General features: G+C 36.5%; 15 protein-coding genes, 1 tRNA gene and 1 pseudogene. 7 read left to right on the forward strand and 10 right to left on the reverse strand.

Translation table 11 applies throughout. The features are described 5' to 3' along the window. Nucleotide 1: 1 nt before the first annotated feature. Nucleotides 2-697: a RadC family protein gene (radC, locus tag wVul_RS02090; protein WP_047758956.1), complete on the reverse strand. Its 696-nt coding sequence runs from the start codon at nucleotides 695-697 to the stop codon at nucleotides 2-4. Nucleotides 698-980: 283 nt separating this feature from the next. On the opposite strand from radC, the gene wVul_RS09425 reads away from it, so the two are divergent. Then, nucleotides 981-1,175 carry a hypothetical protein gene (locus wVul_RS09425; protein ID WP_047758957.1) on the forward strand — a complete coding sequence of 65 codons (195 nt, stop codon included), beginning with the start codon at nucleotides 981-983 and terminating at the stop codon, nucleotides 1,173-1,175. Here the strand turns inward: wVul_RS09425 and wVul_RS02100 are convergent. The 8 genes and pseudogenes from wVul_RS02100 to wVul_RS02130 all read right to left on the reverse strand — a co-directional run bounded on the left by wVul_RS02100 (nucleotide 1,116) and on the right by wVul_RS02130 (nucleotide 9,224). After that, nucleotides 1,116-2,193: pseudogene (locus tag wVul_RS02100) on the reverse strand (IS256 family transposase). The gene wVul_RS09425 and the pseudogene wVul_RS02100 sit on opposite strands and share 60 nt — an antisense overlap. A 428-nt stretch (nucleotides 2,194-2,621) precedes the next feature. After that, nucleotides 2,622-2,900 carry a transposase gene (locus tag wVul_RS02105; protein WP_153295441.1) on the reverse strand — a complete coding sequence of 93 codons (279 nt, stop codon included), beginning with the start codon at nucleotides 2,898-2,900 and terminating at the stop codon, nucleotides 2,622-2,624. A gap of 21 nt (nucleotides 2,901-2,921) precedes the next feature. Then, a complete protein-coding gene (locus wVul_RS08330) occupies nucleotides 2,922-3,059 on the reverse strand; it encodes a hypothetical protein (protein WP_153295409.1) in 138 nt (45 codons plus the stop codon). A gap of 37 nt (nucleotides 3,060-3,096) precedes the next feature. Then, on the reverse strand, nucleotides 3,097-3,444 hold the full coding sequence (locus wVul_RS02110) for a hypothetical protein (RefSeq protein WP_179943845.1): 348 nt from the start codon (nucleotides 3,442-3,444) through the stop codon (nucleotides 3,097-3,099). A 76-nt stretch (nucleotides 3,445-3,520) separates the two neighbouring features. After that, nucleotides 3,521-3,742, reverse strand: a complete 222-nt coding sequence (locus wVul_RS02115; protein WP_255351234.1) for a diacylglycerol kinase — start codon at nucleotides 3,740-3,742, stop codon at nucleotides 3,521-3,523. 313 nt (nucleotides 3,743-4,055) lie between these two features. Beyond that, nucleotides 4,056-7,352, reverse strand: coding sequence for a carbamoyl-phosphate synthase large subunit (gene carB, locus wVul_RS02120; protein WP_047758958.1), 3,297 nt, complete (start codon nucleotides 7,350-7,352; stop codon nucleotides 4,056-4,058). A 305-nt stretch (nucleotides 7,353-7,657) separates the two neighbouring features. Then, complete coding sequence (locus wVul_RS02125) at nucleotides 7,658-8,422, reverse strand: SDR family oxidoreductase (protein ID WP_047758959.1); 765 nt, start codon at nucleotides 8,420-8,422, stop codon at nucleotides 7,658-7,660. Then, on the reverse strand, nucleotides 8,409-9,224 hold the full coding sequence (locus wVul_RS02130) for a YihY/virulence factor BrkB family protein (protein WP_047758960.1): 816 nt from the start codon (nucleotides 9,222-9,224) through the stop codon (nucleotides 8,409-8,411). Before wVul_RS02130 ends, wVul_RS02125 begins: the two co-directional genes overlap by 14 nt. Nucleotides 9,225-9,359: 135 nt before the next feature. On the opposite strand from wVul_RS02130, the gene wVul_RS02135 reads away from it, so the two are divergent. The 3 genes from wVul_RS02135 (at nucleotide 9,360) to wVul_RS02145 (ending at nucleotide 10,974) form a co-directional block, all read left to right on the forward strand. Then, entirely contained in the window at nucleotides 9,360-9,707 is a 348-nt protein-coding gene (locus wVul_RS02135) for a TrbC/VirB2 family protein (protein WP_047758961.1), read from the forward strand. A 115-nt stretch (nucleotides 9,708-9,822) separates the two neighbouring features. Further along, on the forward strand, nucleotides 9,823-10,149 hold the full coding sequence (locus tag wVul_RS02140; protein ID WP_047758962.1) for a TrbC/VirB2 family protein: 327 nt from the start codon (nucleotides 9,823-9,825) through the stop codon (nucleotides 10,147-10,149). Between the two features lie 753 nt (nucleotides 10,150-10,902). Next, nucleotides 10,903-10,974 (forward strand) — tRNA-Asn (locus wVul_RS02145). 35 nt (nucleotides 10,975-11,009) lie between these two features. On the opposite strand, the gene wVul_RS02150 is transcribed toward wVul_RS02145, so the two are convergent. Then, nucleotides 11,010-11,750 (reverse strand): leucine-rich repeat domain-containing protein, encoded by a 741-nt coding sequence (locus wVul_RS02150; RefSeq protein ID WP_047758963.1) that lies wholly within the window; start codon nucleotides 11,748-11,750, stop codon nucleotides 11,010-11,012. Between the two features lie 196 nt (nucleotides 11,751-11,946). Here wVul_RS02150 and wVul_RS02155 point away from each other — a divergent pair, with 196 nt between their 5' ends. From wVul_RS02155 to wVul_RS02160, 3 genes are read left to right on the forward strand one after another with little or no spacing between them, the layout of a single operon-like run. Further along, nucleotides 11,947-13,581, forward strand: a complete 1,635-nt coding sequence (locus wVul_RS02155; RefSeq protein ID WP_047758964.1) for a 2,3-bisphosphoglycerate-independent phosphoglycerate mutase — start codon at nucleotides 11,947-11,949, stop codon at nucleotides 13,579-13,581. A gap of 44 nt (nucleotides 13,582-13,625) precedes the next feature. Beyond that, nucleotides 13,626-13,802, forward strand: coding sequence for a hypothetical protein (locus tag wVul_RS08335; RefSeq protein WP_153295444.1), 177 nt, complete (start codon nucleotides 13,626-13,628; stop codon nucleotides 13,800-13,802). Next, nucleotides 13,795-14,469, forward strand: coding sequence for a JAB domain-containing protein (locus tag wVul_RS02160; RefSeq protein WP_047758965.1), 675 nt, complete (start codon nucleotides 13,795-13,797; stop codon nucleotides 14,467-14,469). Before wVul_RS08335 ends, wVul_RS02160 begins: the two co-directional genes overlap by 8 nt. Nucleotides 14,470-14,566: the final 97 nt, after the last annotated feature.

Below are 14,566 nucleotides of genomic sequence, written 5' to 3' on the forward strand. Positions count from 1 at the left end.
TTTAGATCTGTTTCCCCTGCTGTAACAACAGCCTATTTTCCTTGAAACTAAAATAGCTACTGAATGTAATAATAATGTGATCTATTAATTCTATCCCTACATTTTTGCAAGCTTCTGCTAATTGTTTGGTGAGAGAAATATCGTTGCTTGAAGGCTGTGCATCTCCGCTTGGGTGATTGTGGGATATTACAATGGACGTTGAGCCAATTAAAAGTGCACGTTTTATGATCTCTCTAACATAAAGAGGAGTTTGATCTACTGTACCAAAGTTTTGCAGATCTTCCGCTATTAGACGATATTTTTTATTCATGTAGATAACGCGAAAATTTTCTTTATTGAGGCTTCCTATACTTACTTTTAAATAATCAAGGAGTTTTTTCCAATTATTGATTATAGGTAGGTCCTTTATTTCTTCTCGTGCAGAGCGAACAAAAGCCTGTTTTACACAAAAGATAGCCGATATGGCTGCATTATTAACTCCTTCAATATTCTGCAGTGTTTCTAAATCGGCATTAAAAACTTTATTCAAACTGCCAAAATTTTCTATCAAACTCTTTGCCACTGGCTTTACATCAATTCTACTGTATGCTGAGTATAAAATGTGTTCTAAAACCTCATAATCAAGCAACGATTGTCCATTATCTGAAATGATTCTCTCTCTTAAGCGCTTTCTATGCCCTTTTTTGTAATCTTTCATTGTTTATAATAAGAAATAAAGATGCTGGGCCCAAAATTTACACCATTATCTTTAGATTCGGCATGTCTGGTAACTTGAAATATTTTAATTATATAGAATGAAGTGCATTAAAAGTCAATCGAAGATCTTTAAAGACATGATATAAAATATATATTGCAGAATTGGATGGTTAAGTATATATGACATAGAATATTTAAATGTTTATTAGGTATGGTTAAAACCCAAGATAAAAAAAGTAATTAATACAGTATCTAAGTTTGGCTTAGGAGTTACTATAGCGTTAATGACAATAGTAGTAACAACAACAGCAGCTATTGAGCCATTAGTGGATAAGCGCTATTATTGGTTGGTAGAAGTCATAGTCCTATCCCCCTTGTTTGAGTTGGGAGTGTTAAATAAACTGTGTCAAACCGAATTTTTAATTCAACTCGATTTTCAATCTACCAGGAAAGAAGATGTCAAGTTGAGACATAGTTAAAAGGCAAAGCTGTAGTTCACTTTTGCTCTACTTTTTTTATAGCACAATATACCTGCTTATACAAGGCATTTGTGTTGGTAAATTTTCTGATCTGCCTATGCAGCCCCTCAATAGGATTAGTAGTATAAATTAGCTTCCTAACTGGCCCAGAATATTTGAAATAACTGGACAAATTTTCCCAGTTGTTCTGCCAAAACTAGAGGATACTTTTCTCCCCATTTTTCTTCCAACTCAAGCAAATAATTCTCGGCAATTTCTCTGCTTGCAGCACGGTATACTTTTTTCAGATCATTCATGAAAACTTTTACATCTTTGCTCGATACATATTTTAGAGAATTTCTTATCTGGTGTACTATACATTTCCGTATTAGCTATTTATCGCTGTAGGAAAGCTTTTTAATACATGCAATCCTCTACTCCTCTCTCTTTAAGGTCATTTAGCACTCCCAACCAAAACTTCGCTTTCAGCCAAATAAAACTTCTTTTCTGCCATTTTGCTAATATGTTATACATACATTTACTTACACAACTCCTTAAAAAACCATAAACACTATTGGATATACAGATTGCAGCAGACGACTGCGCCATTCATTGATTACTGGCAGTAGTAATGTTTGATATTTCTACTAGCGATATTTTATGATCATAGATTTCTTCTATATGTGATACTATATCTCCATGCCGCTTGCAAATGTGCTTAAGACCTTTGCTTCAAGTTCGGTTGTTTGTCTTTTTCTAACTATTTGGGGTTCAAAGCTTCCTTCTCTGTCCCTTGGTGTTAACAGTTCAAATGAACCTGCACTCGTGCGTAAAGTTTTTCCCATTTCTTCGGTTATTTTCTTCACTTTTAGCTGACATGTGGCTTTCTATTTCACCTTCCAGGCTTGCCTCCAGCAGCTTTTTTATCAATGGTGTTATCTCTTCCTGTTAGTGGTCTTCCTTCTCGTTATAGACGACAGGTTTCTAATTCTTTATAATCTACCAACCCGGCAGTTCTATTTGCTATTTTTTGACTCATGTCAAACCTCCATTTTTTTATCAATTTATTACTTTATTTCTCGGTTTGACACAGCTTATTTAACACTCCCTTTTGTGAAACATTCTTTCTATTAGATTTCTTTTTTTATATAATTCTTTATCGTACTCTCTCGGTGTTTTCCTATTAGAACGTGGTGGAATAACTGATTCAGCATTCACAGTTCTGCTGCTTTAATCATATAATTTGCATCATATCCTTTATCAGCAATAAGTGCTTCCATTTTCTTGCCTTCTATTAGGTCTAAAGCTTTTACATAATCTGATCTTTGGCCAGCAGTAACAAAAAACCTTAGCCTAGAGCATCACAAACAGCGTTGTAATTTGCTTGAAAATCCACCTTTAGATCGCCCCAATTCCTGTTCTTGCACACCATATTTTTTCCTTGCACCAACTGCATGCTGATGCGCTCTAATTATTGTCGAATCTAATCATAAGCCACTCTGTGTCTTCATCCACTGCTAGGGTGTTAATCATTTGCCATACACCCGATCTTGCCCATCTTATAAACCTTTTATGTACACTCGACCATTTTCCATATTCTACAGGCAAAGCTCTCCATGGTGCTCCTGTTCTGCCTATCCACATTACTGCTGCTATGAACTTCCTGTTATCTTTTGCACTTCTCCCGCTATCTCCCTCCTTTCCTGGTAAGCTATCTTTTATCCTCTCCCACTGCTCGTCCTTCAAGGTCCGGTAGAGATCATAACTTTAAATCCTCCTATTAGGTTTAGTTGCTATGATCCCCCCAACAGAACCGTACTTGCGAATTTCCCGCATACGGCTCTTCAGTGTAGCATTCACAGCATCTTTGATTACTGCTATCTGATTTAGTTTTCCTTGCATCATATCCCAACCTCTGTTGTGTTGGTGTAACAATCCCTAACTATACCGCTGATCGCTTCCCCTTGTTTCCCACACTCTGAGTACTATCAATCAGTCCGACTTCCTTTGTATCTTCCGTTAATTCTCGCCTTTGTTGACTTGTTCCAACGTACCTTAGTAGGAATACAAAGGATCTCCCAAGTTCATTTAGAATCCATCTCAACACATGACACGGCCTCCGATCCCAGTGATAACTTGCCTTATCGTTACCCTTCATGCTGTCTTCCATCATATGAAAAATGTCGACCTCTATGATATTGAAGATTTCGGAACTCAATACCTTCACTTTCGTTGTACCCTGCATTGTCCATTCCATTAGCTTTACTACGCTCGTTACCTTACGCAGCATAATGGTCTGTTCTAGGCTGCTGGCTAGACTTTGCCTAGGTTGACCAACTGTCTTCTAAACGCTTTTCTTGGCACACTCATATAGCATCTTTTACTTTTCGCAAAAGTACTATTATAATTCTATTATCTTGAATGTCTACACTGTCTAGATTACTTACATCTAAAACAAACAAAATTGAAATACATACTATAAAAAGCAGTAACTCCTGTCTGAACGCAACTTCTGATACAAAAGCTGATTTTATTCCTTCACAAGAATATTGGATTGCTTTTATTAGACGAATAATGCTTTTCTTCATTATCAATTTAAAAACTCAATGAATTACACTTATTGCACTCAGGTAAAAAATGCATGAAAACACCTTTCAGTAATGATCACTTACAAAGTAGGAATCATGCTATAAATACGCAGATTTTTACAGTTAAAGTCTGCACATTATTTGAATTAGGAAAATTAATACAAAGCCTTTCAACGAGCAACCAAATACTCAAGTAATTATATATCGACAACCATAATAAAAAATCCCTTTAATTAAATTTCTCACTCACTTGAATTTGCTACGTTACAAAATTCTTATTAAAGTAGAGTAATAATTTATTTAGTTTTAATATTTAAACGTTTTGTACTTGCTGTAATGACTTCACTTCCAAATTGCTATTCTTTACATATTGAATTGCAAGCACTAATGCTTTACCTCCAGAAGCTGTGGTGCTGTAAGCTATATTTTGCAAAATAGCAGTTCTTCTGATATCTTTGCTATCTGAAACTGATTTTACACCTTTTGAAGTATTGATCACTAGATTTATTTTTCCATCTTTGAGCATATCAACTATGTGGGGTCTGCCTTCTCTCACTTTATTTACAGCTTTTGCAACAATGCCGTTATTATTCAGATACAAAGCTGTGCCTTTGGTTGCATATATTTCAAAGCTCAGTTCTTTCAACATCCGTGCAACAGGTAATATATACTCTTTATCATCATCTTTTACTGAAACTAAAGCTGTTCCTTCTGTTGGTAATTTGTATCCTGCAGCTATGTGCACTTTTGCAAGTGCTGCCTCGAAGGATAAGTCGATTCCCATCACTTCTCCTGTTGACTTCATCTCAGGACCAAGTAGGATATCAGTTTCCGAAAAGCGCATGAATGGAAAAACTGCAGCTTTAATAGCAAAGTGATCGAGAGATTTTTTCTCTTGATCTAATTTTTTGCCTAAAATAACTTCAGTAGCGAGCTTTGCAATAGGAACATTGATTACTTTAGAAACAAAAGGAACTGTACGACTAGCTCTAGGATTAACTTCAAGTATGTATACGTCACTCCCTTGAACAGCAAACTGAATGTTTATCAGGCCTTTCACTTTTAATGCTAATGCTATTCTCTCAGTTTGGAGCTCGATCTCTTTTATTACTTCGTCACTCAATGTATTTGTCGGTATTGAGCATGTTGAATCGCCAGAGTGGATACCAGCTTCTTCAATATGCTCCATGACCGCTGCAATGAAAACTTTTTTCCCATCACACACAGCATCAACATCAATCTCAACTGCATTGACTAAAAATTTATCAAGAAGCAGCGAACCATACTCAAAGATTTTAGTGTGATTCAGGACGTACCTTTTGAAACTATCAATATCATGCAGAATTGACATAGACTGACCGCCGAGGACATATGATGGCCTGACTACTAGTGGAAACCCCACCTTTTCTGCGTTGGTTAACGCTTCTTCCACTGAATAGCAGATAGAGTTTTCAGGTTGTTTTAAATTAAGCTGCAAAGCAAGATTTTTAAACCTCATGCGATCTTCTGCAAGGTCAATAGAATCAAAAGATGTACCCAAGATATTAAAACCTCTTTCATTCAGCACTTTGGCTAACTTTAAAGGTGTTTGACCACCTATTTGAACTATTACACCAACCAGTGTGCCATCTTCTTGCTCTTTACTTAGTATTTCAAGCACATCCTCTGCAATGAGTGGTGCAAAATATAAACGATCAGCAGTATCATAATCAGTTGAAACGGTTTCTGGATTACAGTTAATCATTATTGTTTCATATCCCATTTCTTTGGCTGCAGAAACTGCATGTACGCACGCGTAGTCAAATTCAATACCCTGACCAATGCGGTTTGGTCCACTACCTAAAATGACAACTTTTTTTCGATCCGAAATATTCGCCTCACATTCCGTTTGATTTTTAACATCACCCTCATAACAACCATACATATAAGCAGTGCTTGATTCAAATTCAGCTGCACAGGTGTCTACACGCTTATAAATTTGTTTAATGCCAAATTTTTTCCTTATTGCTTCAATTTGCTCTGATGTCATTCCAGTGCGTGACACTGGAATCCACCTATTTTTTTCTTGGATCCCAGTATCAAGTACTGGGATGACAGAGGTAGGTCTATTACTTAATTTTGCTAATCTTGCGTCTGAAAATCCCATTTTTTTCAGCTCTAATATTTCATGTGCAGTTCCAGGAAGGCCATTTTCCTTGATTTTTTGTTCAGCCACGATGATTTGCTGTATATTTTGCAGAAACCATAAGTCATATCCTGTAATCGAATTTATTTCTTCTATGCTAATTCCGTGGCGCATTGCATCAGCAGCAATCAGTAATCTATTTGGTAGCAATTTTGCTAACTGAGATTTAACATCTGTGTCTTCAGAAAACACTTCATCAAGTCCTGTTAGCCCTGTTTCAAGTGAACAAAAAGCTTTCTGCAGTGACTCATTAAAAGTGCGGCCAATTGACATCACTTCTCCCACTGATTTCATGGAGGTTGATAATTCACAATTTGTCCCCTTAAATTTCTCAAACTCAAATCGAGGAATTTTAGTGACGATATAATCAATCACTGGTTCGAATGCTGCTGGTATTATTGGAGCGCAGTCGTTACGTATTTCATCGAGCGAATAGCCAATAGCAAGTTTAGTTACAACTTTTGCAATAGGATAGCCTGTTGCTTTTGAGGCAAGTGCAGAAGAGCGAGAAACCCTTGGATTCATTTCAATCACAACGAGGCTTCCATCTTCTTTAGGATTCACTGCAAACTGAACATTTGCACCACCGGCGCTAACATCAATTTCTCTCAACACTGCTATAGATGCATTTCTCATTTGTTGATATTCAGCATCACGCAGAGTCAAAGCAGGAGCAACTGTGATACTATCTCCGGTGTGCACTCCCATTGGATCAACATTTTCTATTGAACACACTATTATACAGTTATCCTTGCAGTCACGGATAACTTCCATTTCATATTCTTTCCAGCCAATAATTGATTCATCTATCTGAACTTCATTTATTGGCGAAATTTTGAGAGCACTTTCTGCGATATTGAAAAACTCCTCTTTATTATATGCTATGCCGCTACCTGCACCACCAAGGGTGAATGATGAGCGGATGATTGCTGGTAATCCAACGTAATCCAAAGCCTTTTTTATTTGTTCTTGATTTTTTATAATGACACTTTTGGGGTATTTTAGCCCTATTTTATCCATGGATTGGCGAAATAATTCCCTATCTTCTGCTTTTTTTATTGCTTCTCTATTTACTCCTATTAATTCTACGTTGTATTTGTCTAACACTCCATCATCTGCAAGTTTTATTGCACAATTAAGTGCTGTTTGCCCGCCCATTGTTGGCAATATTGCATCTGGTCTCTCCTTAATTATAATTTTTTCTATGATTTCAGGCAGTACCGGCTCAATATAAGTTGCATCAGAAAACTCAGGATCCGTCATTATAGTTGCAGGGTTGGAGTTAACCAAAATGACTTTATAACCTTCACTTTTTAATACTTTACAGCTTTGCGTTCCAGAATAATCAAACTCGCATGCTTGACCTATAACTATTGGGCCTGCTCCTATTACTAATATAGATTCTATATCTGTACGTTTTGGCATAATTACAATAACGGTCTCTATTCAAGTAATGTTACCAATCTTTCCTGTATATGTGAATTTTTATTAAACCTAACTACTTTTAGGCTTAACGTATAACTGTAGGAACATTGCAATTTGAGTCCACTAAGAAGGATGTCATCCCAGTGCCCAGACACTGGGATCCAGCTTCTTTTTTTCTAGATTCCAGTGTCAAGCACTGGAATGACACCATAGAGGCACTGGGATGACATCCTTCTTAGTGGACTCAAATCACAATGTTCATACAGTTGTGGGCTTAACGGTATCTTTGCAGATACTATGGTAATTTATTCAGGAGATTTGCTAAGTGGTAAGATTTTTCCTGATACGCTGCAATCGTTAGAAGCAAGCTCCACAAATTTGTCTGTTAGTTCATCAGGTGGCACCAATTCAGATGTGTCTTTTCCGGGAAACGCTTGCTTATACATTTCACTATCGACAGGCCCTTCCAAATACACAGCATTTACGCACAAATTCGTATGTTTTGTCTCAGATGCATACATCTGCACCATTATTTCTAGTGCAACTTTACTTGCAGCATACGGCATCCAATATGGATAGGAGGAAGGAGAAAGTGTCACCTCTGAGGTCATGAATATCACTCTTCCAGCATTAGACTTTTTTAGCATTGGATCTAAGTTTTTTAGTAAGTACCAATTGGCAGTAAAATTTGTATTCATTACGTTCTGTAGCTCTTCAATCTCATAGTCGTGAATGGGGTTCAGTTTTCCTAAAATTCCAGTACACGCAACTAGTATATCAAGTGCTCCAGATTCTGATAATTTCAGGTTTTCTATCATATTTGGCAGTACTTTTACGCTTTCAAAATCCAAAAGATCAAGCTGAATTAGTTTCACAGAGCCTTCTCTAAACTTTTCAATTTCATTATATAGTGGTACGAGATTATCAAGAGATCTGGAAATCAGAATCACAGATGCACCTTCTTTTACAAGTTTTTTTGCGACAGAAGAGCCTATTCCACCTGAAGCCCCGGTAATTAAAGCTACTTTACCTTCTAACTTACCCATTTCTTTATCCTTAGCGAGATTCATTGAAGTATTTTAGCTGAAAATTAAATTTTGCTCCATATATAAAAATCAAACTTAGCACATAAAAAAATAGTAACGACACCACCACACCACCTAAACTTCCATATATCAAATTCAGTTGGTCAAAGGAAGCTTTTAAGTATTGCTTGAAAGCTGAAGCGGAAATTGTCCAAAGAATAACAGCCACACAAGATCCGGGAAATACGTCTGATAAGTTTTGTTTTATGTTTGGCAACATAAAATATAGCCAAGAGACTACTGTGAAAAGTACAAATTCAATGAGGAGATATTTAGTATAACTAATCCCCTGATAGGAAAAATCAATTAGCATCGGCACTAATGTAGAGAACACTATAGTTAGAGTTATAATAAGTGTGATCACTAAAAATTGTAATATACTGAGTACCCTTCTCCATATATAAGGCGGCGAAACCGGAATTTTATAAGCTTTGTTCAATACTGTTCTTAGCCCTTCAATTGTTGACGAGGCGGTCCAAACAGCGCCTACAATTGCTAAAGTTAGTAAGCTTTGCGGCGGGCCTGATATTATCTCTCTAATACGCGGCATCAAAGATGATAAAATATCCTGTGGCATGTTATCAATAATGAATGCCCAGCCGACGTTGTATTGGTCTAAGAAACTTGCGAATGTTGACGCCACAGCCATTAAAACAATAAGAAAAGGAAATATTGATAACAGGATTAAAAATGACAGATACCCTGCGTGCTCCACTCCATCATTGTAAATTGTGTCAATCAAAGCACGATAAAGGCAATAAACGATGCTATAAAATTTCTGTAGCACTGTAATATAAATAAACTAAGAAAAGTATTCTAAATGAAATAAAGGATATTTTTAAGCAAAAAATCCTCACCATTTACTTAAACTTAATCAATGTGATAGATAGTTAAATATGAAACAGAAATTATCGGAGGCATAATGAAAAATTTTCTTCTACTTGTAGCTTTAATTCTCTCCTTTGCGTTTGATGCAAGTGCTGCTGGTCTAGACGCAACATCAGCAGTAATCTGCAAAATAATGGGTTATACTCACAGCTTAGGTGGGCCGATGATCACAATAGTGATAATAGGTGCAGCCTTGCTTGCGATATTTGGGAGAATGCCGTGGCCAGCACTTTTTGCACTAGGTGCATTTACTGCTGTGTTTTTTGGTGCCCCTGTCGTTGTTTCAAAAATAGCGCCAGATGCAGCAAGTAAGTGCGAGACATGTCCTGCTGGACAAACATTGAAGCCTGATGCAGATGGAGTATACACGTGTAAGTCCTGATGCAAGTGGAGGATACACGTGTCAGTAAAAAGTATTGAGTAAATGATACAACTTGTATCATTTACTCAAATTTAATTAAAATGATAGATAATCCAGCGTTAAATACGGAGACATAATGAAAAACTTTCTTCTACTTGTAGCTTTAATTCTTTCCTTCGTATTTGATGCAAATGCTGATGAAACATCAGCAGTAATATGCAAAATAGTAAACTATACTCACAGCTTAGGTGGGCCGATGATCACAATAGTGATAATAGGTGCAGCCTTGCTTGCGATATTTGGGAGAATGCCGTGGCCAGCACTTTTTGCACTAGGTGCATTTACTGCTGTATTTTTTGGTGCCCCTGCAATTGTGAAGGCAATAACAGGACAAGCTGCATGTACTAGTAACAATTGCCCTTCTGGTAAAGCATGGGATTCTAATCAAAGTAAATGTGTATAGGTATTACAGGCTTAGAAAAATCTTAAGTAAATGGTGCTTTTTAAAGGAGCATCATGAACTTGTGATTTAAGTCACCATGAAGGTGTTATTTGAGTAATCTCTCTCTTGTCATCCCAGTCTAGGATCCAGAAAAGTTTGCTTGTGAGCAAGCAAATCAATTTTATGTTTAACTTGATAAGATTGTGTGAGTCCAGCATCAAGTGCATACCTGCTGGAATATGGCTATCATCCCTTTCTTTGTCATTCAAGTAGCCTCTATCTCAGTGCCCCTTCGGTGTCATCCCAGTGCTTGACACTGGGATCCAGCCTTTCTTACCAACAAAAACCTAGCATAACTTTTGTGTTCAAAAAATTTCTGGATTCCAGCGTCACGCGCTGGCCTGAAGCTTTAGCTATAAATATTAAAAAATTTACCAAGCGAAAAAAAGGCAAAAGAATCCCCGTATAGCGAGTTTTGACCCTATAATAATTTAAATTGGCGTTGTAATAATGTGCTAACGCTTATTTTAAGCGCGTTTTGGCTGAATGTAGAAAAAATAAAAAGACATGCAGCCGCTATAATTTTTTGTAATTTGCCAATAAATATCTGAGTTTTTTACTGAATTTTGTCGTTGAGCCCAAAAACAAGGATGAATACTCTTATTGGTATGATAAGGGAATTGGCGGAGTTTGTAAAGGAGTTTTATGGGTTTAAAGTCTACATAAAAATCGTTTACAATCGACGTTCAATATGATAAGTTGAAAAAGGTTTATTCCTCGGTAGCTCAGTGGTAGAGCAGTTGGCTGTTAACCAATTGGTCGCTGGTTCGAATCCGGCCCGGGGAGCGTTGATTTCTGTTGTAATATATATTTACAGCCCACTATTCTCTTCTGTCACTTGTTTTCTTACTATTAAAATGCAAAGATGTCTGTGTATCACTTAGCCTACTCTCTGGCTCCCCTCCTATTTTTCTTTTATTACACTTCCTTTTTAATTCAGGCAGAATATTTTTAGGCAACGTGCTATCAATACTGCAATAATTGAAAATAAGTGAAGTAAGACGTACCAAATTTCCATTAGCTAGAGTTTTTGCACCTCTGTAATTAATGCTGTTATCATATACTTTAAGTGTAATAAGGTTTGTAAGATTTCCACTCGCTAAAGCCTTTGCACCTTTGTCACTAATTTCATTCCATCCTAAACTCAGTAAAGTAAGTTTTTTAAGATTTCCACTTGCTAAAGCTTTTGCACCTCTATCGCCAATTTTATTATCATATAATTTAAGCTCAGTAAGGCTTGTAAGATTTCCACTTGCTAAAGCCTCTACACCCTCATCATCGATTTCGTTTCCTCCTAAATCAAGTGAAGTAAGATTTGTAAGATTTCCGCTTGCTAAAACCTTTGCACCTTCTGTATCAATACAACAGCAACTCAGATCAAGTGAAGTAAGATGTGAAAGCTTAGCTAGTTCTTTTATAACTTCATAATTAATGCTTGAACATCGTAAAATAAGCTTTGTAATGTGTGTATTGTGTTTTAAAAAGTTTACGAATTTGTTTATATTAATTATAGTGCTTGATGTTGCTAAAATATTAGCTTTTACATATTGGGTAAAACTCATTTGACTTTCTTATTAAAAGTAGGAAGTGTTTTAGTAAAAACTTCAGCAACTGTCAATCACTTTAATGAAATATTTTATGAAAAACCTCATATACCATTGCCTATAAGCAGCTTTTTCTATCTCCTACTTTAACGCAAAAGTTGTGAGGAGAGTTTGTTTTTGGTATCATATTAAATCTATAAAATTCTAGTATTATATGAACTTTAAATCGGTTGTTTTATGCATACTAGATGGCTGGGGGAATGGAATAGAAAGCAGTAAATACAACGCTATCAGCAATGCAAATCCACCCTGTTGGCAATATATTAGCTCTAATTACCCAAAATGCAGTCTATCCACTTGTGGAACTGATGTTGGATTACCAGAAGGCCAAATAGGCAATTCAGAAGTTGGCCATATGAATATTGGCAGTGGTAGAGTGGTAATGCAAAGTCTGCAACGCATTAATCAAGAAATCGAAACGATAGAAAATAATGTAAATCTAAAGAATTTTATTGATGATCTAAAAAGTAAGAACGGTATATGCCATATAATGGGATTAGTTTCAGATGGCGGTGTCCATTCGCATCAAAAGCACATTTCAGCTTTAGCAAATAAAATATCACAGCGCGGAATTAAAGTAGTAATACATGCATTTTTAGATGGCAGAGACACATTACCAAATTCAGGAAAAAAATGCATTCAAGAATTTGCAGAGAGTATAAAGGACAATGACATAAGAATTGCCACTGTCTCTGGGCGTTATTATGCTATGGACCGTGATAATAGGTGGGAAAGAACAATTGAGGCTTATGAGGCTATCACATTTGCAAAGGCACCTCGCCACGATGATGTAGTATTGCTTATTGATGAAAATTATCAAAATAATATAACTGATGAGTTTATCAGGCCTGCAGTAATAGGTGATTATCAAGGTATACAACCAGAAGATGGATTGCTATTGGCTAACTTTCGTGCTGATCGAATGATACAATTGGCAAGTATTTTGCTTAACAAAACAGACTATATAAAATCCTCTGTCATCCCAGTGCTTGACACTGGGATCCAGAAAGAAGAAAATATATGGATTCCAGCGTCACGCGCTGGAATGACACCAACCAGCGCTGCTAATCTTTCATTAAAACAATGGTCATGCGAGAAATTCACTGAAGTTGCAAAATTCTCATCAATTTTAAGCATGATGCAATACAAAGCAGACTTAAAAATTCCTTATCTTTTTCCTCCTGAATCTTTCGCTAACACTTTGGGGCAGGTAATAGCAGACAATAAATTATGGCAACTGCGCATTGCTGAAACTGAGAAATATGCTCATGTGACTTTCTTTTTCAATTGCGGAAGAGAAGAACCTTTTTCCGGTGAAGAAAGAATACTAATTCCTTCACCAAAAGTTAAAACTTATGATCTGCAGCCTAAAATGTCAGCCTTCGAGCTCACAGAAGAGCTTGTGAAAAAAATTCATTCTCAAGAATTTTCACTGATAGTTGTAAACTACGCTAATCCTGATATGGTGGGACACACAGGTAACATAAAAGCAGCCGAGCAAGCTGTGCTAGCTGTAGACGATTGCCTTGCAAGAGTGCTGAGTGCTGCTGAAGAAGTTGGTAACACCGCACTCATTATTACGGCAGACCATGGTAATGTAGAATGTATGTTCGATGAAGAAAACAACACACTTCATACAGCACACACTCTAAATAAAGTTCCATTCGTTGTATCTTGCGAAAATCTAAAATTAAGAGATGGAAGACTATCTGATATTGCCCCTACTATTTTACAGCTACTTGGACTCAAAAAGCCAAATGAAATGGCGGGTAGTTCGTTGATTGTATAATTTTTCGCATTATTCTCTAACTGGATCTGCACAGCTGTTGTAATTTGAAATATCGTAAGGGTGTCATTCAAGTAGCTTCTTATGTGTCATCCCAGTGCCCAAGCAACAAGGACAACATTGCAAATTTAGAGTTCAAAAGGGTTATTCCTCGAGAACTATTGCGTCAGAAAGCTGGCGCTGAATTTGTATATAATGTTGATCTTGGAGGTTTTTATGAATAATAGTGAGGATAAAAGAAAAGAGAAATTAGAAACTCGTATTTTATCAAGCAGAGGTAGATCTTTACTTGACCATGAACTATTGGAACTTATACTGTATTCTGTATGCGAAAAAGGAGAAAGCAGAAATGTTGCAGAGAAACTAATAGCGTTGTTCAATAGTGTGGGAAAAGTAATTAGTGCTGATCTTTATGAGCTAAAAAGCGTTGTAGGAATGAATGATGCATCTGTAGCAAGTATTCAATGTGTGAGAGAAATTATAAAAAGGATACTGAAAGGCAAATTAGAAGAGTTATCAATTATGGATAATAGAGAAAAGCTAATAGAGTACTTGAAGGCAACAATAGGGCAGTTCAGAAAAGAAGGCTTACGAGTGATATACTTGGATCCAGGTAACCGTTTGGTGCACGAGTATGTTCAAGACACCGGAACTGTAAACAAAACACCTTTTTACATAAGAGAAATAGTCAAAAGGGGATTATTGGTCGAAGCAATGTCTGCTATAGTAGCACATAATCATCCGAGCGGAGATCAAGAACCATCTGAGGAAGATGAAAAGAATACACGGAAATTAGAGTTGGCATGTGATAATGTAGGAATCAAATTAATGGATCATGTAATAATAACAGAAAAAAGTCACTTTAGTTTTTATGATAATGGCTTAATGTGATACTAGAATTGAAATGGGGTGGTTTCACTTCACCCTTTTTCAAACCTTTGTTTAACTCTCTGTGGAAAAGAAAATTGTTTCAGTTTTCATGAGAATG

The organism is Wolbachia endosymbiont of Armadillidium vulgare str. wVulC (assembly GCF_001027565.1).
Classification (GTDB): Bacteria; Pseudomonadota; Alphaproteobacteria; order Rickettsiales; family Anaplasmataceae; genus Wolbachia.

What these genes read in the sequence shown, in the direction of transcription:
- wVul_RS09425 (WP_047758957.1), top strand. Translation starts at nt 981, where the DNA reads ATGACAATAGTAGTAACAACAACAGCAGCTATTGAGCCATTAGTGGAT.
- wVul_RS02110 (WP_179943845.1), bottom strand. Translation starts at nt 3,444, where the DNA reads ATGCTGCGTAAGGTAACGAGCGTAGTAAAGCTAATGGAATGGACAATG.
- wVul_RS02140 (WP_047758962.1), top strand. Translation starts at nt 9,823, where the DNA reads ATGAAAAACTTTCTTCTACTTGTAGCTTTAATTCTTTCCTTCGTATTT.
- wVul_RS02115 (WP_255351234.1), bottom strand. Translation starts at nt 3,742, where the DNA reads ATGAAGAAAAGCATTATTCGTCTAATAAAAGCAATCCAATATTCTTGT.
- wVul_RS02135 (WP_047758961.1), top strand. Translation starts at nt 9,360, where the DNA reads ATGAAAAATTTTCTTCTACTTGTAGCTTTAATTCTCTCCTTTGCGTTT.
- wVul_RS02155 (WP_047758964.1), top strand. Translation starts at nt 11,947, where the DNA reads ATGAACTTTAAATCGGTTGTTTTATGCATACTAGATGGCTGGGGGAAT.
- wVul_RS02150 (WP_047758963.1), bottom strand. Translation starts at nt 11,750, where the DNA reads ATGAGTTTTACCCAATATGTAAAAGCTAATATTTTAGCAACATCAAGC.
- wVul_RS02160 (WP_047758965.1), top strand. Translation starts at nt 13,795, where the DNA reads ATGAATAATAGTGAGGATAAAAGAAAAGAGAAATTAGAAACTCGTATT.
- wVul_RS02125 (WP_047758959.1), bottom strand. Translation starts at nt 8,422, where the DNA reads ATGAATCTCGCTAAGGATAAAGAAATGGGTAAGTTAGAAGGTAAAGTA.
- radC (WP_047758956.1), bottom strand. Translation starts at nt 697, where the DNA reads ATGAAAGATTACAAAAAAGGGCATAGAAAGCGCTTAAGAGAGAGAATC.
- wVul_RS08330 (WP_153295409.1), bottom strand. Translation starts at nt 3,059, where the DNA reads ATGATGCAAGGAAAACTAAATCAGATAGCAGTAATCAAAGATGCTGTG.
- carB (WP_047758958.1), bottom strand. Translation starts at nt 7,352, where the DNA reads ATGCCAAAACGTACAGATATAGAATCTATATTAGTAATAGGAGCAGGC.